This window comes from Neisseria musculi, assembly GCF_014297595.2.
Lineage (GTDB): Bacteria > Pseudomonadota > Gammaproteobacteria > Burkholderiales > Neisseriaceae > Neisseria > Neisseria musculi.
The window spans coordinates 2,119,946-2,143,180 of sequence record NZ_CP060414.2 but is presented as its reverse complement, the minus strand read 5'-3'; the positions used below and the strand labels follow the sequence as shown (position 1 = coordinate 2,143,180).

The following is a 23,235-nucleotide window of genomic DNA, read 5'->3' as shown; positions in this document are numbered from 1 at the left end:
CGGGTCTGCTTGGTATGTTCGGGCAGTGGCAATGCAGGCAGACGGCGGGGCGGTGTATCCTGCCCGAAACGGCGGGTGGTTCAAACAAGCGGTGGGGCAACAGGCCGGCGCGGCTGTTGCGGTGGGCGGCGAGTCTCCTTTATTTCCGTTGTTGCGTTGCCCGGCTTAAAGCAAACGGTTTTGCAGGCTGCCTGAGCAGCAACAGAACTGGTTTTATACCCCCTGTATTGTGCGGCTTGCCGCCTGTGGCGGAAATGGGATGAATGCTGCTGCACAGGGTCGGCGGTTCAGACGGCCTGCATTATGCTTCCAACCCGAAGCGGCGGCGGATGCGTCCGGCTATCGCGGCCGCGCTCAAGCCCAAATCATCGAGCAGCCGCTGCGGGTCGCCGTGTTCGGTAACGGTGTCGGCCACGCCCAGCAGCAGCACGGGTTTGCAGATGTTGTGTGCAGCCAGCACTTCCAACACCGCGCTGCCTGCGCCGCCCTGCACGGCGTTTTCTTCGGCGGCCACCAGATAGTCGTGGCTTTGCGCCAGCCGCACAATCAGCTCTTCGTCTATCGGTTTGACAAAACGCATGTCGGCCACGGTGGCGTTGAGCATTTCGGCGGCGGCCAGGGCAGGCTGCACCATGCTGCCGAACGCAAAAACGGCGGTGCGGCTGCCTTCACACCTCACGATGCCCTTGCCAACGGGCACGGTATCCAGGCCGTCTGAAACGGCGGCACCGCGGCCCGAGCCGCGCGGATAACGCACTGCCGAGGGCGCATCGAGCCGGTAGCAGGTGGAGAGCAGCAGGCGGCATTCGTTTTCATCGCTGGGGGCGGCCACCACCATATTGGGAATGCAGCGCAGAAAGCTCAAATCATACAGGCCGGCATGGGTGGGGCCGTCTGCGCCGACAATGCCGGCACGGTCAACGGCAAATAAAACGGGCAGGTTTTGCAGGGCGATATCGTGGATAAGCTGGTCGTAGGCGCGTTGCAGAAAGGTGGAATAAACCGCTACCACGGGCTTGGCGCCTTCACAGGCCAGGCCGCCGGCAAAGGTTACGGCGTGTTGCTCGGCAATGCCCACATCGAAATAACGCTCGGGGAATTTCTGCTCGTATTCCACCAGCCCGCTGCCTTCGCGCATGGCGGGGGTGATGGCAATCAGGCGCGGATCGGCGGCGGCCTGGTCGCACAGCCAGCGGCCGAAAACCTGCGTGTAGGTGGGCTTGGCGGCAGGCTTGGGCAGCAGTTGTTCCGCTTCTTTGCCGGCCTCGTTTGCCAATGTGGAAACGGCGTGGTATTTCACCGGGTCGTTTTCGGCCAGCTTGTAGCCCTGGCCTTTTTTGGTGATAACGTGCAGGATTTGCGGGCCTTTTTTGCTGCGCAGCTCTTTCAAAACGTGCACCAGCTGCTCGACATCGTGGCCGTCCACGGGGCCGGTGTAGTGGAAGCCGAAGTTTTCAAACAGCGACAGCGACTGCTTGGCGTGTTCGGCTTCGCCTGCGATGGTTTTGATTTTGTGTTCGACTTTTTGGGCGATTTCCAACGCGCCGGGCAGTTTGTCGAGCACTTTGGTCGATTGCGCCTTGATGGTGGAGAGCAGGCCGTGCATATCGCGCACCACATTGCGCGCCAGATATTTGGGCAGCGCGCCGACATTGGGCGAAATCGACATTTCGTTGTCGTTGAGCACCACCAACAGGTCGATATCCATATCGCCCGCGCAGTTGAGGGCTTCGAAGGCTTGGCCGGCGGTCATTGCGCCGTCGCCGATTACCGCTACGCTGCGGTTGGTTTTACCCGCCAGCTTGTCGGCCACCGCCATGCCCAGTGCCGCGCCGATGGAAGTGGAAGAGTGCCCCACGCCGAAAGCATCGTATGCCGATTCGCCGCGCTTGGGAAACCCCGCCAAGCCGCCGTATTGGCGCATGGTGTCCATGCGGTTTTTGCGGCCGGTGAGGATTTTGTGCGGATAGCTTTGATGCCCCACGTCCCACACCAAATGGTCTTCGGGAGTGTGATACACATAATGCAGCGCCACAGTCAGCTCCACCGCGCCGAGATTGCTGGCGAAATGGCCGCCGGTTTTGCCTATCGATTCCAGCAGAAAAGTGCGCAACTCGGCAGAGAGCTGCGGCAGTTGCCTGATGTCGAGCCGGCGCAAATCCTGCGGCAGGTTGATGGTGTCGAGTAGTGGGGTTTGGCTCATGGCGTGGTCTTTTATCAAGATAAAACAGCGTGTAGGTAGAAGATTATAGCAAGAGATTGCAGCGGCCGCCGCGCAGATTTAAACCGCTGCCGGAGCCTTTTCAGACGGCCTTATCCTGCCGGTAGGGAAAATCATTCTGCGGGCGGGGTGAAAATTCCAACGGTTTCTTTTACACTAACGGCTGTCGGTATTTTTGGGAGTATTCTGATGAAACTTTGTACATTATCTTTAACCGTTGCCGCCATGCTGGCATTGTCTGCCTGCAAACAGGAGCAGGCGCAGACGGCGGAGGTTTCGACTGCCGCGCCTGTGTCGGAACCGGCGCCGGCAGAGGTGGCAGCCGCCGCAACGGCATCGGCACCCGCCGATATTCCTTTGGGCGGCAGTTTGGGCAAAGCAGAAGATGCGGCTTGGCAGTCTTACCAATGCGATGGAGGCAAAACGCTGGATGCGCGCTATTACCGCGAAACCGATGAGCCTGCCGCCGAAGTGCGCACCGAAGGCCAAACGCTGACGCTGCCTTACAGCGGTGAATACAGCAACGAAGATTTGACCGCTTTCGGCAACGGAACCTACACTTGGACCATCGGCAATCAGTATCAAAGTGATTTATATAAAGAGGGCAATGGCTTTTTGGTGCGCCACGAGCAGGAGAAAGTGGGTGGCGAAACGCTGCCGGTGGATACGGTGGTGGTGAAAAACTGTATGCCTGCACAGTAACGGCGGGCGGCAGGTTGCCGGCAGGGGGCATAAGCGAAGCCTTCATCTCGGGCGCAAGGCGGCAGGGAGCTCGAACAATACGCTAAGGTAAAGAGCCGTGCCGTAACGGCAATGAGAAAGGGTGCCGCTGTGTAGCCGGCAGAGGCCGTCTGAAAGGGTTGGGAGCAGCCTGCCGAACCGCCGGCCAAATAAAAAAAGACTGCATGTGCAGTCTTTTTTATTCCGGAGCATCCGCCAATCAGCGTTTGAACATATTGCCGAATTTTTGGTTGAATTTGTCCACACGGCCGGTGGTGTCAACGATTTTTTGCTGGCCGGTGTAGAACGGATGGCATTGGGAGCAAACCTCGATGTTGAAGTTTTCTTTGGCCATGGTGGATTTGGTAACGAATTTATTGCCGCAAGAGCAGGTTACGCTCACTTCATGGTAATCGGGGTGGATACCTTGTTTCATTTTATTTCCTTTCGTTAGCGGGCATAGGGATTGTGCCTATGCTTCAAAAACAAGCTCGGCAGTATTGCCGTTTGCTGCCGTTTTGTCAAGCCATATTGGGGTTTTCGGTTTAATTTGCAACGGCTTTTTGCTAAAATCGCACTCTTTAAGTGTTAAGCGGATTCACCGTGCCGACATAACGGGCCGTCTGAAAACAGCAACGGTTCAGACGGCTTGAGATTCTGCACGCAAAGAAAGCAATATCATGGCTTACCGACAAATCACCATCGCTGTCAGCGACCACACTGCCGAGCGTCTTGCCGATGCGCTGATGGCGCACGGCGCACTTTCTGCCGCCATTGAAGATGCCTATGCAGGCACCGCTAACGAACAGGCCATTTTCGGCGAACCGGGCATGCCTGCCGGGCAGGTTTGGCAGCAGAGCAAAGTTATCGTTTTATTTGACGATAACACCGATGCCGCATCGGTTGTGGCTGCGGCGGCAGGAGACTGCAACATTGCCGTGCCCGGCTACGACACCGAATACCTGCCCGAGCAGGATTGGGTGCGGCTTACGCAGGCGCAGTTTGAGCCGATTCAGATTTCGGAGCGTTTGTGGATAACCCCCTCGTGGCACGAAGCCCCGGGCGGCGGTGCCGTCAATCTGCAGCTCGACCCGGGGCTGGCTTTCGGCACCGGCAGCCATCCCACCACCCGCCTGTGCCTGCAATGGCTCGACCGACATCTGCAAGGCGGCGAATCTGTGTTGGATTACGGCTGCGGCTCCGGCATTCTCGCCATTGCCGCCCTGAAGCTGGGCGCAGGCAGCGCCACCGGCGTGGACATCGATGGGCAGGCCATCCGTTCCAGCAACAACAATGCCGTCCAAAACGGCGTCCCTGCACACTTCTATCTTCCCGATGCCCTGCCGGAGGGACGGTTTGACGTGGTGGTGGCCAACATTCTCGCCAACCCCCTGCGCCTGCTCGGCAGCCTTTTGGCCGAGCGTACCAAGCAGGGCGGGCATATCGTGCTTTCGGGCATTCTTGACGGGCAGGTTGAAGAAATGAGCGGCATTTACAGCGAATGGTTTGATTTATTGCCCGCCCAAACCGATGAAGGCTGGGCGTGTTTGAGCGGCGTGAAACGTTAAGCGAACCCGCTTTGCGGTGCTGCCGCCCGGTATCGAAATGTCAGGGTTCGCTGCTAATCGGTGCATTAGGCCGACAAAAGGCCGTCTGAACGTTCAGACGGCCTTTTGTCGTGCGGCACGCTGGGCCGTTTTAACAATGGGCTAATATAACCAATCCGCTATAGTGAACCTGCTTTATTCAATACCGGGCAGCAGACAGTACAGCAGCACAGCAGGGCGGGCGGATGCCGTTACGGTTTCAAGCGTGTAGGGTGCCGTCTGAAGGCCGCAGCCTTCGCCAGCCGCCGGCGGCATATTTTCACTATACGCCGGGACACCGAACTGCCGCCGCTTTTGCGATACAATGTTTCCATTCCCAATCTGCTACACACCAACATGACCCAAGCCACCCCCGAATCACTGTTTCAACAAGGCCACGAGCTGTTGCTGAACAACCCCGACAACTGCGCCGCCGCCGTGCCCCTGCTGCATAAGGCCGCGCAGGCCGGGCATATCGAAGCCGCGTTCCAGCTGGCCGGCTGCCTGCTCAACGGTGCGGGCGCACGCCCCGACTACAGAGCCGCCCGCCATTGGCTCACGGTAGCGGCAGAAAGCGGCCACCCCTATGCCCGCTATAACCTGCTGCAGCTGCGCGCTGCCGACGGCGAGCGTTTCGAGCAGCAGATCGGCGAATACACCGCGCTGGCCGAAAGCGGCGTGCTGCACGCCCAAATGCGCCTGCTCGAATATTATGCCGACCAAAAAGACCCGCAGGCCGTGTATTGGGCCGAACTGGCGGCAGCGCAGGGCAGCGGCGATGCGCAGTTTTATCTCGCCAAATATTACCAGCAGGCGCCCGAGCCTGATTTGGCCAAAGCACACGAACTGCTGATGCAGGCCGCCGCGCAAGGCGTTACCGCCGCCCATTGGCTGCTGGGCAACCAATACCGCTACGGCCAGTATGTCGAAAAAAACCTGCAAAAAGCCATCGAACATTTCACCCCCGCCGCCGGGCAGGGGTTCGCCCCCGCACAGGCCGCATTGGGCGAAGTGCTGTTTGATCAGGATAACGGCGAATCGATAGGCTGGCTCGAAAAAGCCGCCGCACAAGGAGACACCGATGCCCAGGCTGTGCTGGCCGAGGCTTATCTGACCGGCAGGTTAGTGGCGCGCGATCACCAAAAAGCGCGCAAACACGCCTCGGCCGCCGCCCGCCGCAACCACCCCAAAGCCCTGCGCCTGCTCGGCGATATTTTCCGCTACGGCTTGGGTGTCGGAGCCGATGCCGACACCGCCCGCCGCCAATACCGGCGCGCCGCCGAATTGGGCGATATGGCGGCGCACCAGAAACTGCTTGCCGATACCGCGCTCACGCATCAAGAAGACTACGAAGAAGCCAAGCAGGCGGCGTTGATGTTTCAAAAAGCCGATTTGGATTATCAGGCCGCGTTTGCCTGCCATTACGGCTTAGGGCGCGGGCAGGACTATTTTCTGGCGCGCAAACTCTATCTGCAGGCCGCCGAGCTGCACCACCGCAAGGCGCAAACCAATCTCGGCATGATGTATTACAACGGTCAGGGTGTGAACGCTGATGCCGGCCAGGCCGCTTATTGGTTCGAGCAGGCCGCCAACCAGGGCGACCCGGTGGCGCAATATAATCTGGCCTGCCTGTATTATCACGGCACGGGCGCACCTCAAAGCACCGCCGCCGCCTGCACCTGGCTGCAGCAGGCCATCGACAGCGGCCACGAACACGCCGACCAACTGCGCCGGCTGCTGCAACAATGGCAGCGCGAACGCCGATAGCGGGCAATAAAGCGCAGCGGGCTTCAAGCCGTTATACATTCAGCCGACAAGGCCGTCTGAAAACTTTCAGACGGCCTTGTCTTTTATGCTGGTTGCCGGCGTTTGCCGCTACACGGTTGGCAAAGGGTGCCGGATCAGCGTTTGGCCAGCCCTTTGCGCTGCAAAAACGGCAGAATGTCGGGGCGCACTTCGTGGCAGAGGGTGTTTTGCACCTGCTTGGTGAAGTTCAAATCCAGATTGCTGCGGCGTTGGTAATAATCGGCCACCTCGGCATCGTATCGGGCGTAAAGCGTGTCGTCCAGCGGGGTGTAGCCGTTTTCGGACACCGCGCAGGCAGCGGGCAGGCGCGGGCGCATTATCGGATCCTGGGCGGGGTGGCCCAGACACATGCCGAACAGCGGCACCACGTTTTCGGGCAGTGCCAAAATGCGGTCGGTGGCGTTGATGTCGTCGCGCAGGCAGCCGATAAACACGCCGCCCAAACCCAGCGATTCGGCGCAAAGCAGCACGTTTTGTGCGGCGATGCCGGCATCGATTGCGCCCATCAGTGTCATTTCCGTCCAGTCGGTCTGCGCATCGGGGGCGATTTTTTTATGTTTGGCCAAATCGAGGCAGAACACCAGAAATTCGGCACAGGTTTCGATGTAGTGCTGGTTGGCGCCCACGGCGCGCAGCTGCCTGCGTTTTTCGATATCGGTTACGCGCACGATGTGGGTGAGCTGCATAAAGCTCGATGTGGAGGCGGCCTGCCCGGCGGCGAGCACGGCTTGCAGCATTTCGGGCGCAACCGGCTCGCCGGTGAATTTGCGGATGGAGCGGTGGTTGAGGGCGGTTTCCAGCGCGGGTTTGCTCGGTAATACGGTCATGGGGGGTCTCCTGTTGCGTGATGATAAGGGGAAAAGGTGTTCAGACGGCCAGTTTGACGGCCAGTTCGGCCAGGCGTCTGCCTTGTGCAAATGCGGTTTGCTGCTCGTGGCTGCTCAATTCGGGGCGGCCTTCCGCCCCGGCCATATGCGATGCGCCGTAAGGCGTGCCGCCGCTGCGGGTTTGGCCGAGGGCGGCTTCGCTGAAGGGCACGCCGCTGATAATCATGCCGTGGTGCAGCAGGGGCAGCATCATGGTGAGCAGGGTGGATTCCTGCCCGCCGTGCAGGCTGCCGGCGCTGGTGAACACGGTGGCGGGTTTGCCGATCAGTTCGCCGCCCAGCCATTGCGCCACGGTGCCGTCTAGAAAATATTTCATGGCGGCGGCCATATTGCCGAAGCGGGTGGGGCTGCCCAGGGCGAGGGCGGCACAGGTTTTGAGGTCTTCGGCGCTGCAATAGGGCGCGCCTGCGGCGGGAATATCGGATTCCACCGCTTCGCACACGGCCGACACTTTCGGCACGGTGCGCAACACGGCTTCGCAGCCGGCCACGCTTTCGATGCCGCGCGCGATTTGGCGGGCGAGGTTTTGCGTGCCGCCGTGTTGGGAATAGTATAAAACAAGTATTTTCAAAGGGTTTGGGTTCATTGCGGCTTTCCGTTACAATTGGGCCGGTTTTCAGACGGCCTGTTATGCGGCTCAATGGCTGCCGGCCGTCTGAAAATGTTTGACCAAATGGAAGAATAAGAAAGGGAAAGCATATGCCTGATTTATCTTGGTGGCAAGCCGTGCGCGCTTCGCGCTTGGGCGGGTTTGCATGGTTTGTGTGCCGCCGCTTTATGGAAATACGCGTGCCGCAGGTGTCGGCCAGCCTCACGTTTACCACGCTGTTGTCGCTGGTGCCGGTGCTGACGGTAATGCTGGCGGTGGTATCGGCGTTTCCGGTGTTTGACGAGCTTTCTGCTTCTTTTGTGCATTTCGTCAATCAAACCATCGTGCCGCAAGGCGCGGATACTTTGTTTGAATATATCGATGCGTTTAAAGAAAAAGCCGGCGGGCTCACGGCTGTCGGCATCATGATGCTGGGCGTTACTTCGCTGATGCTGATCCAAACCATCGACCAAACGTTTAACCGCATTTGGCGTGTGGGCACGCAGCGGCCGCTGATGATGCAGTTTTTGGTGTATTGGGCGCTGCTCACCTTCGGCCCGCTGGCGTTGGGCGTGGGGTTGTCGCTGTGGTCGTCGCTGCTTGCCTACAGCCCGTTTGGCGAACATTATCCCCTGTTGGCGGCGGCGGTGCGCATGGTTGCATCGATAGCGTTCGGCACACTGCTGCTGTGGCTGCTCTACCGGCTGGTGCCCAACCGTTTCGTGCCGGCGCGCCATGCGCTGCTCGGGGCGGCGGTTACGGCGGTTTTGCTGGAAGCCGCCCGCTACGGCTTTGCCTGGTATATCGGCACCTTTAAGGGCTATACGCTGATTTACGGCGCGTTTGCGGCGGTGCCGTTTTTTCTGCTGTGGCTGAATCTGTTGTGGATGCTGGTGTTGTCGGGCGCGGTGCTCACCGCTTCGCTTTCCTACTGGCAGGGCGAGGCGTTCCGGCGGCGTGTCGATGGGCGCGGGCGGTTTGACGATGTGTTGGCAATCCTGCTGCTGCTCAACGAAGCCCAACAAACCGGCAGCACACTCAAGGTGCAGGATTTCAGACGGCACATCCATATGGGCTACGATGAATTGGGGCGGCTGCTCGAAAAGCTTGCCCGCCACGGCTATGTTTATTCGGGCAAACAGGGTTGGGTGCTGAAAACCAACGCCGAAGCCATCGTGTTGAACGATTTGTTCAGGCTGTTTGTTTACCGTCCTGCCGGCCGCAGCCGCAACGGAGTCGATGGTGCCGTTGCCGAGATAATGTCGCCGTGCTTGGATACGCTGGACATCACGCTGGCAGAATTTGATACCCGTGCGCGGCGGGAGCAGGGGCAGTAAGCTGATCTGTTGCAAACGCCCCGGGGTGCTGCGTAATCCGCACCGGCCGTATGAAATACCCAACCGCCGCCATACCCGGGCTTGTCCCGAGGCTCTTGAGTTTCAGCAAATTGGGGAATACCCGGGTCAAGCCCGGGTATGACACAACGGGTATTAAGCAAGTAGTTTGACCGCAGGCCGTCTGAAAGACGGCGGGTTGCTGCCGAAACGGCGCAAACCTTTCAGACGGCCTGAGTGAATCCTGTTAGAATCACGCGCTTTTCCGAATGCGCTTTGAGCTTTGATATGAACATTTTTTACGAAGAATCCGGCCAGTTCAAAGTGGCCGCCGTGGTGCAGAAAAGCGATGCCGCCTATCAGGCCGACACCCGGCACGGCAAACGCACCAAAGTGAAAGCGGCCAATGTGTTTGTCGAATTCGACACCCCGCCGGACGATTTTCTGAATCAGGCGCAAGCCGAAGCGGCCGAAATCGACACCGGCCTGCTGTGGGAGGTGTGCGGTGAAGAAGAATTCAGCGCTGCGGCCATCGCCGAAGAATATTTCGGCCGGACACCCACCAAAACCGAGCTGGCGGGCACGCTGATGGCACTTTATGCCGCGCCGGTGTATTTCTATAAAAAAGCCAAAGGCATATTCAAGGCCGCCCCCGAAGCAACGCTCAAACAGGCGTTGGCGGCATTGGAGCGCAAAAAACAGCAGGATGCGCAAATCGAAGCCTGGTCGGAAGCACTCAAGCAGGGCAGCATGCCGCCTGAAATTGCCGCCGGGCTGAAAACCATCCTGCATGCGCCCGACAAACAGACCCCCATCTACAAAGCCTTTGCCAAAGCCGCCGCCGCGCTCAAACTCACCCCGCTGGAGTTGGCCTTGCAAACCGGCGGTGTGGCTTCGATTCCGCAATATCTGCGTGACGGCTTTGAAGTCAAGCATTTTCCCAAAGGCACGGCGTTTGCCGATATCCCCGTGCCCGAGCTGCCCGCGCTGCCGCAGGCTGCCGTGCAGGCGTTTTCCATCGATGACGAAGACACCACCGAAGTGGACGATGCCTTGAGTGTTACCGATTTGGGCAACGGCATCAAACGTGTGGGCATCCACATCGCCGCGCCCGCGCTGGCGGTCGGAGCGGGCAGCGCCATCGAAAAAACCATTATGGAGCGGTTGAGCACGGTGTATTTTCCCGGCGGCAAAATCACCATGCTGCCTGAGAACTGGATTGCCGCCTTCAGCCTCGATGCCGGCGGCTGCCGCCCCGCCGTGAGCATTTATTTCGATGTTGATGCCGATTTCAACATCAGCGCGCCCGTGCACAAAATCGAAGCCGTCTATATCGCCGAAAACCTGCGTATCCAAGCCATCGAACCGCATTTCAACGCCGAAACCGGTCTCGATGCCGAAGGGCAGGCTGTGTTTAACCACCATCAGGATTTAATCTGGCTGCACCGCTTCGCCGTGGCGCGGCAGCAGGCGCGCGGCAAATATGAGCCCTGCCGCGCCCCGCAATACGATTACAGCATCGAGCCGGGCGAAGACGGCAGCGTGGCCGTTTCCCGCCGCGAGCGCGGCTCGCCCATCGATACGCTGGTGAGCGAAATGATGATACTGGCCAACAGCACATGGGCGCAGATGCTCGATGAAAACAGCCTGCCCGGCATTTTCCGCGTGCAGCCGGGCAACGGCAAAGTGCGCATGAGCACCCAATCCGAACCGCACAGCGGCATGGGCGTGCAGCACTACGGCTGGTTCACTTCGCCGCTGCGCCGTGCCGCCGACTATATCAACCAAAAGCAGCTGCTCAGCCTGATAAACAGTGAAGCCGAGCCGTTGTTTGGCAGCAACGACACCGCCTTGTTTGCCGCCCTGCGCGATTTCGATGCGGCCTACACCGCCTATGCCGATTTCCAGCGCAAAATGGAGGGCTACTGGAGCCTGGTCTATATCAGGCAGCAGGCGTTGAAAGAATTGAAGGCCACGCTGTTGAAAGAAGATTTGGTGCGCATTGAAGGCCTGCCGCTCACCGTGCGCGCCACGGGCATTCCGTTTGATGCGCTGCCCAAATCGCAGCTGCTGCTTTCGGTGGCCGAAGTGGATGCCGACAAGCAGTTTATCGCTTTGAATTATCTGAAAATGCTGCCGCCTGCGGCGTAGGGTGCTGCGGGTTTTGGGTGTGGAGAAGGGCTGTCTGAAAAAGTTTCAGACGGCCTTTTTATGGTTTGCCTTCAAATGGAAAACACACAATATGCAGTGAAGCATTTCAGTGCGTTTGCGCCCTCGGAAAATGCTTTAATCCGCTTATGGTGATGTGGAGTGTTTGATAGGAAAACTTCAAATGTATTTTCAAATAATTGGCGCAAGGAGGTGCTTTTATGAATATCCGACAAACTGAATCAGGTTGTCGTGGCGGTATGGAATCTGCCGCGCAGGCGGTTTTGGGCGGTTGCGTTTATCGGCGGGTTGGCAGCGGCAGGATATTTTATTAATGCAGTCAAATGGTGGTAGGCAGCAGGCCGTCTGAAAGGTTTTTCAGACGGCCTTTTTCGCCTTTTTTCGCCATCTGTATCCATATCTGAAAAATACCTGTACCAAAACGCCTGCACTGCGCCGGCAAACCGGAGAGCGGCACAGGTTTGGAGAAGCCGCAGCACCGGGGCGCCGGTGCCGTTTCTGCACGGCGTTTGACGGGCATCACCCGGCAGCCTGATATTGCAGCGGGTGCAAATCCAGTTTTTCCATCAGCAGGCGGTCGCTGTCGGTTTCGGGGTTGTCGGTGGTTAATAGTTTGTCGCCGTAGAAAATCGAATTGGCGCCGGCGAGAAAACACATGGCCTGCATGGCTTCGGGCATGGCGGTGCGCCCGGCGGAAAGGCGCACGTAGCTTTGCGGCATGGTGATGCGCGCCACGGCGATGGTGCGCACAAATTCCGTCCAATCCAAATCTTCGGCATCGGCCAGCGGCGTGCCCTCTACTTTCACCAATTGGTTGATGGGCACGCTCTCGGGCTGCGGGTCGAGGTTGGCAAGGCTGGCAATCAGGCCGGCGCGCTGGGGGCGGGTTTCGTTCATGCCCACGATGCCGCCGCAGCACACTTTCAAGCCCGCGCCGCGCGCTTTGCCCAGCGTGTCCATGCGGTCTTCGTGGGCGCGGGTGCGGATGATGTCGTTGTAGCGTTCGGGGTCGGTGTCGAGGTTGTGGTTGTAGTAGTCCAGCCCGGCGTTTTTCAAATCTTCGGCCATGCCGTCTTCGAGCATGCCGAACGTGCCGCAGGTTTCCAGCCCCAGGCTTTTTACGGCTTTGATGATTTCGGCAACGGTTTTCACGTCTTCCGGCTTGGGCCCGCGCCAGGCTGCGCCCATGCAGAAGCGGCCGGCACCGCGCGCTTTGGCGGTGCGGGCGATTTTGAGGATTGCTTCCACATCCATCATCTGCGATTTTTCGAGACCGGTGTTGTGGTGCGCCGATTGCGGGCAGTATCCGCAGTCTTCGGGGCAGCCGCCGGTTTTGATGGAGAGCAGGGTGGAGAGCTGGATTTCGCGGGGGTTGAAGTGGGCGCGGTGGATTTCGGCGGCTTTGTAAACGAGGTCGAGAAACGGCATTTCAAACAATTCTTCAACCTGGCATTTGCGCCAATATCGGGCGGTGGGGTGCGGTTTGCGCGCGCTTTTGCGGCGCAGGGCAACGGGGGCGGTATTCATAACGGAAGCTTTCTGTTTCGGTTTCGCAGCGGCGCAATGACGCTGACGTGCTCAAGCTGCAAGCGCAATGATTGCAGCGGCCGGGTGTATCAGGCCGTCTGAAAAAGCCTGAGGCAGAAGTGAATCCGCTGTATTTAGGTTGCGGCGCTGCAACGCCCCGGCTCAACGAGAACGGTTTTGTCAGCCGCCCACGCGGCAACGGAATCGGTTTCATACTGTCTGTATCCTCTGCGGCCTGCTGCCCGGTATTGCAAATAAAGCGGATTTGCTATGGTGGCGGTTTGCCGGCAGAGGTTTCAAACTTTTCAGACGGCCTGCACAATGCGGTGAAGTGTAGCGGGATTAGGCAGCCTGTTCAATATCGCGCAGCAGCAGGGAAAGGACGGCAGTATCGGTTATGCAGAACCGCCCGCTTTGGGCTGAGGCGGAGTGGTGCGGTATCGTTCTGTATTGTTCCACTATGAGCATGCCTTTGTCGGGGCGGGGTTTGCGCCCTTGATTTTTCTGGTTTATATTTGCACGCCGGCAGATGGATATTGCTTCGGCCGGACCGGAGCCGTTGTTTTGATTTCCTGCTCCGTAGCAGAGCTGCCTGTGCGGACAAATGCCGGTTACGGGGCGGCAGCGGCCGCCGCGCAGGAAAGCAAAACATACCGGTGCAGATTGGAAAAATGCCGGAAAAACAGGCCGGAACACAAGCGTGTGCAAAGCCTGCCGGCGCATGGAAACCCTGATACGGAAACAATATGGATACCTTGCCCGACCCCGCCGCCGCACAGGCGCACATTAACGAAATCCAGCAGCTTTACCGAGAATGGACTGAATTGCTGCCCAAGCTCGAAGCGGGGCGGCAGGAATGGCGGCGCAGCGCAGCCATTATGCGGCAGTTGGAACAGTTTTATTTTGAGGGCGGATTCGCCCGCTACCACCAAGCCATCGAAAACGGGCTGGATATCGACCTGCGCACGCAGGGCGAATACAGCGTGATGGGCGAAGACACTTTGTGGAATGCTTTTTCCGACCAGCAAACCCTTGCCTGGCAATGGCTGCGCGCCGCAATAGCAGTGTTGGACAGGGGTGGTGAAGAGGAAGAGGCGGAAGTTGTGGAAAACGGCATATAATTCCAAACGGTGTTTTTGAACTCTGTAAGGCTGCCGGCCGTTTGAAAGCACCATACCTACACTTTGGAACGTTTATGCAGCAACCGCACACCATACAGCCTGCCGTGCAGGCCGATCTGCCCGAAATCGTTGCCATTTACAACAGCGCCATTCCTAGCCGCCGCGCCACCGCCGATTTGCAGCCGGCGGGCATCGAAAGCCGCCGGGCGTGGTTTGACGCACACGGCGGCAACCGGCCGCTGTATGTGGTGAAAAATCTTGCGGGGCAGGTGCTGGCATGGGGCAGCTTCAGCGACTACTACCCCCGCCATGCCTACCGCATCAGTGCCGAAATCAGCATTTATGTGCATCGAGATGCGCGCGGCGGCGGTTTGGGCAGGCGGCTTGCCGAATATATGTGTGCGCAGGCGCCTGCTTTAGGCATCCGCAACATCATCGCCGTGATTTTCGCCCACAACACCCCCAGCATCCGCCTGTTTGCCTCGCTGGGCTTTCGCGAGTGGGGGCGGCTGCCGCAGGTGTGCGATATGGAAACTTTTCTTGCCGATATTGTGATTCTGGGCAGGCGCGTGCAAGGGTAGGCCGGGTGGGTTTCACCCGAATGTCCGGTTACGGCTGAGGCCGTCTGAAAAATATCTGCCTTTCAGACGGCCTCCATATCATCGCTGTGATTTTCGCCCACAACACCCCCCAGTATCCGCCTGTTTGCTTCGCTGGGTTTTCGCGGGTGGGAGCGGCTGCCGCAGGTGTGCGATATGGAAACTTTTCTTGCCGATATTGTGATTCTGGGCAGGCGCGTGCAAGAGACGGGCATGGCGGCTGAGCGGGCTTAATCTGAATCTGTTACGGTTTGAGGCCGTCTGAAAAGCAAATGTTTTTTCAGACGGCCTCAAACCTTGCACAACGCTTGTTGAGGTTTGGTTTGTTAAGCCTTAAAAAAGCGTTGGTTTTTCTATTTCAACCGCTGTTTCAGCAGCAGATACATCAGCGCCACATTAATCGAATCGTTCAGCGCGTTGTGGCGGGGCAGGTCGGGCAGCCTGAGTTTTTTAAACATATTGTCCATGCGCAGATCCACATAGCTGTCGTGGACGTTTTGCCTGCTTTGCCATTGGTGGAACAGCGAGGATACATCGGTTTGCCTGTTGGGCAGCTTGATACCGAGCATGGGTTTCAGAAATTTGTTGATCATCGCCACATCGTATTCGAGATAATAGCCTACCAACTCCCGCCCGCCGATAAATTCGAGCAGCTGCTTAACGGCTTCTTCCACGGGAATGCCGTCTGAAAGATCGGTGGGGCGCAGGCCGTGCACGGTGATATTGGCGGCCTTCATCGGGTTTTCGGGTTTCACCAGCACATAAAACGATTCGCCCGCCAGCACGCGGTTGCCGCGTATTTTTACCGCGCCTATCGATAAAATTTCGGCTTCTTTCACATCGAGGCCGGTGGTTTCGCAGTCGAAACTTACCCATTCGCCGGGCTGTTCTTCAAACAGAAAACCATAATGCGGGTCGGTGAGTTTTCTGCGGTTGCAGTTGCGTAAAAAACGTTCAAACATAAGCCGCCTCCCGTTTACGAAGTGATGTGGAAATGGTGGCGGATCACGTTTTTAAAGCGTTTCACCACTTGCAGGGCATCTTTGAGCAGGTCGCGCTCCAGCGTAGAGAGGTTGGCGAAATCCACCTGGTTGGGCGTGCCCGTGCCGCTTTCGAGAATATGCAGGTTGGCGCTGAAGCGCAAGTCCATGATATAGCCCAAGGCTTCGGCCACATCCTGCCCGAGCGCTTCATCGATAACGTTGAGCCGCACCAGATGGCGGATGCGCTCGAATGTGTTGGTTTCTTCGATGCGCGCTTCCAAGCTCAAGGCACGGATGCCGTGCACCACGGGAAACTGCCCCATTTTTTTGATGTCCATTTTTTCGCTGCCGCCACGGCTGAGCAGTTGCGAGAAAAAGCCCCTGCTCTGGCTGTCAAACTGATCCACGGCGCGGGCAAACGCCATCAGCATCCCTGCATCGTTGGTCATGCGTTTTTGCAGGTGTTCTTTCACTTCGGTCAGCATGGCGGCATCGCCTGCCACTGCTTTGGCATCGGTAAAAATCGCCAGATTCATCATCGCTTCGCCATCGGGCGAGCGGCACCAGCCGCCCACCGTTTTTTTGAATTCGGGCAGCGTTTTGCGCCATGCGGGGTTGTTTACCATAATTTTGCCGGGGCAGTGCGGGTAGCCCAAGCGCGCCAGCGCGGCCGAAAACTGCTCCGCCGCTTCGGCGGCTTCTTCAGGATTGACACTTTCACGCAGAATCAGCGCATTGTCTTGATCGGTTTTCAGAATCTGCTCGCCGCGCCCTTCCGAGCCCATCACAATCAGGCATGAATTGTCGTATAAATCAGCCGGAGCGAGAATGCGCCAGGCTTTTTCAAACAGGCTGCTGTTGAGCACCTGCATCAGCTGTGCCAGCTGCGGCGCGCGCACGCCGTTGCTGCGCAGCAGGCGGACAGAGTCGGTCATCTGGCCGGCAATATCCACCAATTCGTCTATGGTTTTGGCGCGCTCCAAACGTTGGGCGGCCAAATGGCTGTGGTTCGAAAAATAGGCCAACACATCTATCTGCTCGAGCGTGCCGATGGGTTGGCCGTTTTCCGTTACCACTACGCGCTGGATTTTAAACGTGGTCATGCGCAGCAGCGCGTTAAACACGAAATCGCCTATATCGATGGCAATCAGGTTGAACACCGCCCAGTTGTGTATGGCATCGCTTGAAGGCGCGCCCGCAATCACAATGTCGCGGAACGCCGATTCGGTAAACACCCCGATTTTGCCTTCATGGCGCACCAGTGCCGATTTGGTTTTATTTTCCTTCAACATCTGCGCCGCGCGCAAAACCGAATCGCCGCCTTCGAGCCAGGTGGGGCTGCCCCGGTAGGCATCGCGCACTTTGGCGGTAAACAGGCTTTCAAACTCACTCTCGTTTTTACTGTTGGAAAGGCTGGCAAACTTGTCGGCCACGCTGGCATAACAATACGCGCCGAAGCGCGGGTTGCTTTCGATAATCTTCAGCACCACCTCTTTCGGAACGGTATAAACCAATGTTTCCTCTTCCACCGAAAACTGATGGTGGCTCACCCCCTCAATCAGCCCGCGCGCCTCAAACGTGTCGCGCGGGTGGTAGAGCGACACCACCTCGCCGTCAGCGCCGGTTTCTTTTACCAGCCCCTTTATCACCACATAAAGAAACCCTATAGGCTCATCAGGGCGGATAATGGTTTCGCCGTTGGCGAAAAAAGCAATATCCACGGCTTTTTGCAGCATCACCCGCTCGGGGTTGCTCAGATAGTTGAAAGGGGCATAGTTGAAATCGAAACGTTCCATGGCGGTGTCCTTTGCAGGCTTTGTGTTGTTGTTCAAACGATTATGCCATGTTTTATAAAAATTGGGGCGGGGCGGTTTGCAGGGGTTTCAGACGGCATCCGCACATCAACGGGCTGGGCGGCTGCCGACGACGGTTTGCTGGTAATCGACCGCAATTCAGACGGCCTGATTAACAACGGCGGCGAGCTGTTCGGCGACAGCTCGGTATTGCAAAACGGAGAACATGCCGCCCACGGCTATGCCGCATTGGCCGGGTTCGACAGCAATTCAGACGGCCTGATCGATAACAAAGACGAGAAATTTGCTGCTTTGAAAGTGTGGCGCGATCTGAATCAGGACGGCATTTCGCAAGAAGGCGAGCTTTTCGGTTTGGCGGAGTTGGGCATTCAGTCGCTGGATTTGGCCTATCAAAATACCGATATCCGTTTGGACAACGGCAACACCATTGCCCAAAAAGGCTCCTATACCCTTTCAGACGGCCGAAAGCGCGAAATGGGCGATCTGCTCTTGGCGGCAGACCATCTGCACAGCCGCTATGCCGACCCGGTGAAACTCACCGAAGCGCAGATGCAGGCGGCAAACCTGCAAGGCATGGGCAGATTGCGCGATCTGCGCGAGGCGGCGGCGCTGTCGCCCAAGCTGGCCGAAGTGTTGTCCGCCTACAGCAAGGCCGAAACCAAGGCGGAGCAGCTGGCTTTGGTGGATGCTTTGGTGGGCGAGTGGGCGAAAACCGACCCGCGTTATCATTCAGGCGCGGTGTTTTCCAGCGCCTGGGTTAAAACAGCCAATGAAGGCCGCGCGGTTACGCCAGGTGAAGAGCGGGAAATGCGCAATAATCTTTATCTGCCTTCCCCGGAAGAGTCGGCCAAGTTAAAGGCCTATGCCGGCAAGGTGGCGGCGCTTGATGCTTTTTCGGGCGAATATTCGGGCACGGTGTTTATCAGCAGCAGCGAAGATGCCGGGCAGTTTTTTGCAGCGGCCGACAAGGCGTATGCGGCTTTGAGCAAAAACATTTATCAGGCATTGCTGTTTCAAACCCGCCTGCAGCCTTATTTAAACGAAATCGGTTTGAAAATAGAAAATAACGAATTTGTTTTAGACTATGGCAAAGTGATCGAAAAATTCAATCAGGTTTATGCCGAAAACCCCGAAAAAGCATTTGTGGATTTGGGGGAGTTGATGGCCGGCGCCGGCAGCAAGGGCAACGCCGCCGAAGCGCTTTCGGCGCAAATGCTCCAATATGCGCAAAGCGCGGCCGAAAATAACCTGCTGGGCCGGTATGCGCAGGCTTTGGGCGCAGAAGCGGTGGAGAAAATCGGACACAAGCTCGGCTCAGACGGCGATGACACGCTTTACGGCAACGACCGGGCAAGCTTTTTAGCCGGCGGCAGCGGCAACGACAGGATCTATGGTCGAAGCGGCAGCGATGTACTCGATGGCGGGGAAGGCGATGACGAACTGGCCGGCGGCGCGGGCAACGACACGCTGATGGGCGGGAAAGGTGATGATGAACTGAACGGCGGCGCAGGCTCGGATATTCTTAATGGCGGCGCGGGCAACGATAAGCTTTATGGCAGTGATGGCAAAGACACGCTGATAGGCGGCGAAGGCAACGACAAACTCTACGGCGGCAACGGCGAAGCCGACACCTATATCTTTGCCAAAGGCCACGGGCAGGATGTGGTAAGCGATTATGGCTATCAGGCCGAACACACCGATACCCTGCGCTTTAGCGGAGCCGACTTTGCCGATGCGGTATTCACCCGCAGCGGAAATGATTTGGTGGTTAAGGCCTACGGCGGCAACGATCAGGTGGCGGTGCGGGGTTATTTTGACGGCAACGGATACCGTTATTTTGATTTTGCCTTTGACGACAAAACCATCACAGCCGCCGATATGGCCGGCATAACGGTAAAAGGCAGCGGCACAGAGAAAAACGATACGCTCAATGGTTGGAATACGGTGGATATTCTGAATGGCGGCGAAGGCAACGATACACTTTACGGCTATGGCGGCAACGACAGCCTGTTCGGTGATGAAGGCAACGACAACCTTTATGGCGGAGACGGGGAAGACAGGCTGGCGGGCGGTGCAGGCAACGACCGTTTATATGGAGAGCACGGCAACGATAAGCTCGATGGCGGTGCAGGCGATGACGAATTGAACGGCGGTGCGGGAAATGATACGCTGGACGGAGGCGAAGGCAACGACAAACTCTACGGTGGCGGCGGAGTCGACACCTATATCTTTGCCAAAGGCCACGGGCAGGACATAGTGAGCGATTATGGCTATCAGGCCGAACACACCGATACCCTGATTTTCACAAATGCGTTGCTGGAAAATGCGGTGTTCAGCCGCGAGGGCAATCACCTGCTGGTTCAGGCCTACGGCGGCGAAGATCGGGTGAGTGTGCAGAATTTCTTTTCGAACAGCGGCTACCGCTATAACCAGTTTGCCTTTGACAATGCCAAAGTGAAGGTGGATGCGGAAATGAATGTCAGCGTTATTTAGCAGGGCAGTCGTGGGCAGTCTGCCGCAATATCGCTAAGACGGTGGGAATCGAGGCCGTCTGAAAGCAAAAAGTTTCAGACGGCCTTGTTGTGTTGCGCAGGCGCTGCCTAGAAACTGTGTTTTGCGGAATGTTTGCAGGCCGTGTTTTGCAATGCCTTGACTAAGTGTTTGCACCGAAACTATAATTCCGCTCTTGTCGGCATGGTGCCGGCAGATATTTCACTCAACAGGACGAGAAAATATGCCAACTATCAATCAATTGGTACGCAAAGGCCGTCAAAAGCCGGTGTACGTAAACAAAGTGCCCGCACTGGAAGCGTGCCCGCAGAAACGCGGCGTGTGCACCCGCGTGTACACCACCACTCCGAAAAAACCGAACTCTGCATTGCGCAAAGTGTGCAAAGTCCGCCTGACCAACGGTTTTGAAGTGATTTCCTATATCGGCGGCGAGGGACACAACCTGCAGGAACACAGCGTGGTGCTGATTCGCGGCGGTCGTGTAAAAGACTTGCCGGGTGTGCGTTACCACACCGTCCGCGGTTCTTTGGATACCGCAGGCGTTAAAGACCGCAAACAGGCCCGCTCCAAATATGGTGCCAAACGGCCCAAGTAACCAAATAACACTACGGCACGTCGGTTTTGCCGTCTGAAAAGCAGGCATGGCCGAGTAAGTGAATGCTTCGATAGGCATTCATGGGGTTGTCCCGACTGAATAGATATTTAAGGAATTAAAATGCCAAGACGTAGAGAAGTTCCCAAACGCGATGTATTGCCCGATCCGAAATTCGGCAGCGTTGAGCTGAGCAAGTTTATGAACGTATTGATGATTGACGGTAAAAAATCCGTTGCCGAGCGCATCGTTTACGGGGCCCTTGCGCAAATCGAGAAAAAAACCGGCAAAGCAGCAATCGAAGTGTTCAACGAAGCCATTGCCAACACCAAACCCGTTGTAGAAGTGAAAAGCCGCCGTGTGGGCGGTGCCAACTACCAAGTTCCTGTTGAGGTTCGCCCTTCACGACGCTTGGCTCTGGCAATGCGCTGGGTGCGCGATGCTGCCCGTAAGCGCGGTGAAAAATCCATGGATCTGCGTTTGGCCGGCGAATTGATCGATGCAGCCGAAGGCCGCGGCGGTGCAATGAAAAAACGTGAAGAAGTACACCGCATGGCCGAAGCCAACAAAGCCTTCTCACACTTCCGTTTCTAATTTCGAAAGGCGCATAAAATGGCTCGTAAAACCCCGATTAATCTTTATCGCAATATCGGTATTTCCGCACACATCGATGCAGGTAAAACCACCACTACCGAGCGTATCCTGTTCTATACAGGCTTAACCCACAGATTGGGCGAAGTGCACGATGGTGCCGCCACTACCGACTATATGGAACAAGAGCAGGAGCGCGGGATTACCATCACTTCCGCTGCCGTAACTTCCTACTGGAAAGGTATGGGCGGGCAGTTTCCCGAACACCGTTTCAACATCATCGACACCCCGGGACACGTGGACTTTACCGTGGAGGTAGAGCGTTCCATGCGTGTGCTTGATGGTGCCGTTATGGTTTACTGCGCGGTGGGCGGTGTGCAGCCGCAATCGGAAACTGTATGGCGTCAAGCCAATAAATACAAAGTGCCGCGTTTGGCTTTTGTGAACAAAATGGACCGTCAGGGCGCAAACTTCTTCCGCGTGGTCGAACAGATGCGTACCCGTTTGCGCGCCAATCCCGTGCCCATTGTTATTCCCGTGGGTGCGGAAGACAGCTTCGAGGGTGTGGTAGATCTGTTGAAAATGAAAGCCATCATTTGGAACGAAGCCGATAAAGGCACCACGTTCGAATACGGCGACATCCCCGCAGATTTGGTTGATACTGCCGAAGAATGGCGCCAAAACATGATCGAAGCGGCGGCCGAAGCCAGCGAAGAGCTGATGGATAAATATTTGGGCGGTGAAGAGCTGACTGAAGCAGAAATCGTAGCTGCATTGCGCGAGCGCACCTTGGCCGGTGAAATCCAGCCGATGTTGTGCGGATCTGCCTTTAAAAACAAAGGTGTGCAGCGTATGCTCGATGCTGTGATAGAATTTCTGCCCGCGCCTACCGATATTCCTCCGGTGCAAGGCGTGAATCCGAACAACGAAGAATCCGACAGCCGTCAAGCAAGTGATGATGCCAAATTCTCAGCGTTGGCGTTTAAAATGCTGAACGACAAATATGTCGGCCAGCTCACTTTCATCCGCGTGTATTCCGGCGTGGTGAAATCGGGCGACAATGTGGTGAACTCTGTTAAAGGCACCCGCGAACGCATCGGCCGTTTGGTGCAGATGACCGCTGCCGACCGTACCGAAATCGAAGAAGTGCGCGCGGGCGATATTGCTGCCGCCATCGGTTTGAAAGATGTTGCCACCGGTGAGACGCTGTGTGCCGAAGATGCTCCGATTATCTTGGAACGCATGGAATTTCCCGAGCCGGTGATTCACGTTGCCGTTGAGCCGAAAACCAAGGCAGACCAAGAGAAAATGGGTATTGCACTCAACCGCTTGGCCAAAGAAGATCCGTCTTTCCGTGTGCGTACCGATGAAGAATCCGGTCAAACCATTATTTCCGGCATGGGTGAATTGCACTTGGAAATCATCGTTGACCGTATGAAGCGCGAATTCGGTGTGGAAGCCAATGTGGGTGCGCCGCAGGTGGCCTACCGCGAAACCATCCGCAAAGAAGTGGAATCCGAAGCCAAACACGTTAAGCAGTCCGGCGGTAAAGGCCAATATGGTCATGTTGTCATCAAAATGGAGCCGCTGGAACCCGGCGGTGCGGGCTATGAATTTATCGATGAAATCAAAGGCGGCGTGATTCCGCGCGAGTTTATCCCCTCGGTCGATAAAGGTATCCGCGACACCCTGTCCAACGGTATTGTTGCCGGCTACCCTGTGGTTGATGTGCGTATCCGCTTGATTTTCGGTTCTTATCACGATGTGGACTCTTCTCAAATCGCCTTTGAACTGGCCGCCTCCATGGCTTTCAAAGAAGGTATGAAAAAAGCCTCTCCGGTATTGCTGGAGCCGATTATGGCCGTTGAGGTAGAAACGCCCGAAGATTATATGGGTGATGTGATGGGTGATCTGAACCGCCGCCGCGGTATCGTGTTGGGTATGGACGACGACGGCATCGGCGGCAAGAAAGTCCGCGCCGAAGTGCCGCTGGCAGAAATGTTCGGCTACTCGACCGACCTGCGTTCCGCCACCCAAGGCCGTGCAACCTACTCGATGGAGTTTAAGAAATACGCAGAAGCTCCCGCACACATTGCCGCGCAAGTTACAGAAGCCCGCAAAGGCTGAACTGTTGAAACAGGCCGTCTGAAATTTCAGACGGCCGCAAATCCTGTTCTTTAATCGT

The 23,235-nt window shown here is 57.1% G+C and carries 19 protein-coding genes; 11 read left to right on the top strand and 8 right to left on the bottom strand.

Going from position 1 to position 23,235, the window contains the following annotated elements; translation table 11 throughout:
- Nucleotides 1–301: 301 nt before the first annotated feature.
- On the bottom strand, nucleotides 302–2,203 hold the full coding sequence (gene dxs, locus H7A79_RS11100; protein ID WP_187000274.1) for a 1-deoxy-D-xylulose-5-phosphate synthase: 1,902 nt from the start codon (nucleotides 2,201–2,203) through the stop codon (nucleotides 302–304).
- A gap of 207 nt (nucleotides 2,204–2,410) precedes the next feature.
- On the opposite strand from dxs, the gene H7A79_RS11095 reads away from it, so the two are divergent.
- Nucleotides 2,411–2,923, top strand: coding sequence for an ACP-like domain-containing protein (locus H7A79_RS11095; protein WP_187000273.1), 513 nt, complete (start codon nucleotides 2,411–2,413; stop codon nucleotides 2,921–2,923).
- Nucleotides 2,924–3,161: 238 nt separating this feature from the next.
- Here the strand turns inward: H7A79_RS11095 and rpmE are convergent, their stop codons facing one another.
- Nucleotides 3,162–3,377 carry a 50S ribosomal protein L31 gene (rpmE, locus tag H7A79_RS11090; protein WP_135035523.1) on the bottom strand — a complete coding sequence of 72 codons (216 nt, stop codon included), beginning with the start codon at nucleotides 3,375–3,377 and terminating at the stop codon, nucleotides 3,162–3,164.
- Nucleotides 3,378–3,621: 244 nt separating this feature from the next.
- Here rpmE and prmA point away from each other — a divergent pair, with 244 nt between their 5' ends.
- Both prmA and H7A79_RS11080 read left to right on the top strand, forming a co-directional pair.
- Nucleotides 3,622–4,509, top strand: coding sequence for a 50S ribosomal protein L11 methyltransferase (gene prmA / locus H7A79_RS11085; RefSeq protein WP_187000272.1), 888 nt, complete (start codon nucleotides 3,622–3,624; stop codon nucleotides 4,507–4,509).
- Nucleotides 4,510–4,842: 333 nt separating this feature from the next.
- Nucleotides 4,843–6,294 carry a tetratricopeptide repeat protein gene (locus tag H7A79_RS11080; RefSeq protein WP_343060886.1) on the top strand — a complete coding sequence of 484 codons (1,452 nt, stop codon included), beginning with the start codon at nucleotides 4,843–4,845 and terminating at the stop codon, nucleotides 6,292–6,294.
- 134 nt (nucleotides 6,295–6,428) lie between these two features.
- Here the strand turns inward: H7A79_RS11080 and nfsA are convergent, their stop codons facing one another.
- Together nfsA and wrbA are read right to left on the bottom strand one after the other, a co-directional pair.
- A complete protein-coding gene (nfsA, locus tag H7A79_RS11075; RefSeq protein WP_135035529.1) occupies nucleotides 6,429–7,160 on the bottom strand; it encodes an oxygen-insensitive NADPH nitroreductase in 732 nt (243 codons plus the stop codon).
- A gap of 40 nt (nucleotides 7,161–7,200) precedes the next feature.
- Entirely contained in the window at nucleotides 7,201–7,806 is a 606-nt protein-coding gene (wrbA, locus tag H7A79_RS11070; protein WP_187000271.1) for an NAD(P)H:quinone oxidoreductase, read from the bottom strand.
- A 113-nt stretch (nucleotides 7,807–7,919) separates the two neighbouring features.
- Between wrbA and H7A79_RS11065 the strand changes: the two genes are divergently transcribed.
- Both H7A79_RS11065 and H7A79_RS11060 read left to right on the top strand, forming a co-directional pair.
- Nucleotides 7,920–9,146: a YihY family inner membrane protein gene (locus H7A79_RS11065; protein WP_135035535.1), complete on the top strand. Its 1,227-nt coding sequence runs from the start codon at nucleotides 7,920–7,922 to the stop codon at nucleotides 9,144–9,146.
- A gap of 285 nt (nucleotides 9,147–9,431) precedes the next feature.
- Nucleotides 9,432–11,294, top strand: coding sequence for an RNB domain-containing ribonuclease (locus tag H7A79_RS11060; protein ID WP_187000270.1), 1,863 nt, complete (start codon nucleotides 9,432–9,434; stop codon nucleotides 11,292–11,294).
- A 337-nt stretch (nucleotides 11,295–11,631) separates the two neighbouring features.
- On the opposite strand, the gene H7A79_RS11055 is transcribed toward H7A79_RS11060, so the two are convergent.
- On the bottom strand, nucleotides 11,632–11,832 hold the full coding sequence (locus tag H7A79_RS11055) for a hypothetical protein (protein ID WP_187000269.1): 201 nt from the start codon (nucleotides 11,830–11,832) through the stop codon (nucleotides 11,632–11,634).
- On the bottom strand, nucleotides 11,832–12,839 hold the full coding sequence (bioB, locus tag H7A79_RS11050; protein WP_187000268.1) for a biotin synthase BioB: 1,008 nt from the start codon (nucleotides 12,837–12,839) through the stop codon (nucleotides 11,832–11,834). The genes H7A79_RS11055 and bioB overlap by 1 nt, the downstream gene beginning before the upstream one ends.
- A 746-nt stretch (nucleotides 12,840–13,585) precedes the next feature.
- On the opposite strand from bioB, the gene H7A79_RS11045 reads away from it, so the two are divergent.
- Both H7A79_RS11045 and H7A79_RS11040 read left to right on the top strand, forming a co-directional pair.
- Complete coding sequence (locus H7A79_RS11045) at nucleotides 13,586–13,960, top strand: DUF4298 domain-containing protein (RefSeq protein WP_187000267.1); 375 nt, start codon at nucleotides 13,586–13,588, stop codon at nucleotides 13,958–13,960.
- A gap of 74 nt (nucleotides 13,961–14,034) precedes the next feature.
- Nucleotides 14,035–14,541, top strand: coding sequence for a GNAT family N-acetyltransferase (locus H7A79_RS11040; RefSeq protein WP_187000266.1), 507 nt, complete (start codon nucleotides 14,035–14,037; stop codon nucleotides 14,539–14,541).
- 371 nt (nucleotides 14,542–14,912) lie between these two features.
- Here the strand turns inward: H7A79_RS11040 and H7A79_RS11035 are convergent, their stop codons facing one another.
- Both H7A79_RS11035 and H7A79_RS11030 read right to left on the bottom strand, forming a co-directional pair.
- The gene (locus tag H7A79_RS11035) at nucleotides 14,913–15,521 is read right to left on the bottom strand and encodes a 3'-5' exonuclease (RefSeq protein ID WP_187000265.1); all 609 of its coding nucleotides are present in this window, start codon (nucleotides 15,519–15,521) and stop codon (nucleotides 14,913–14,915) included.
- 14 nt (nucleotides 15,522–15,535) lie between these two features.
- Nucleotides 15,536–17,338: a DUF294 nucleotidyltransferase-like domain-containing protein gene (locus tag H7A79_RS11030; RefSeq protein WP_187000264.1), complete on the bottom strand. Its 1,803-nt coding sequence runs from the start codon at nucleotides 17,336–17,338 to the stop codon at nucleotides 15,536–15,538.
- Nucleotides 17,339–17,380: 42 nt separating this feature from the next.
- On the opposite strand from H7A79_RS11030, the gene H7A79_RS11025 reads away from it, so the two are divergent.
- The 4 genes from H7A79_RS11025 (at nucleotide 17,381) to fusA (ending at nucleotide 23,177) form a co-directional block, all read left to right on the top strand.
- Entirely contained in the window at nucleotides 17,381–19,849 is a 2,469-nt protein-coding gene (locus H7A79_RS11025) for a calcium-binding protein (protein ID WP_187000263.1), read from the top strand.
- A gap of 241 nt (nucleotides 19,850–20,090) precedes the next feature.
- Complete coding sequence (gene rpsL, locus H7A79_RS11020) at nucleotides 20,091–20,462, top strand: 30S ribosomal protein S12 (protein ID WP_002218431.1); 372 nt, start codon at nucleotides 20,091–20,093, stop codon at nucleotides 20,460–20,462.
- A gap of 120 nt (nucleotides 20,463–20,582) precedes the next feature.
- Nucleotides 20,583–21,053: a 30S ribosomal protein S7 gene (gene rpsG / locus H7A79_RS11015; protein WP_135035583.1), complete on the top strand. Its 471-nt coding sequence runs from the start codon at nucleotides 20,583–20,585 to the stop codon at nucleotides 21,051–21,053.
- An 18-nt stretch (nucleotides 21,054–21,071) separates the two neighbouring features.
- A complete protein-coding gene (gene fusA / locus H7A79_RS11010; RefSeq protein ID WP_187000262.1) occupies nucleotides 21,072–23,177 on the top strand; it encodes an elongation factor G in 2,106 nt (701 codons plus the stop codon).
- The last annotated feature ends 58 nt before the right edge of the window (nucleotides 23,178–23,235 follow it).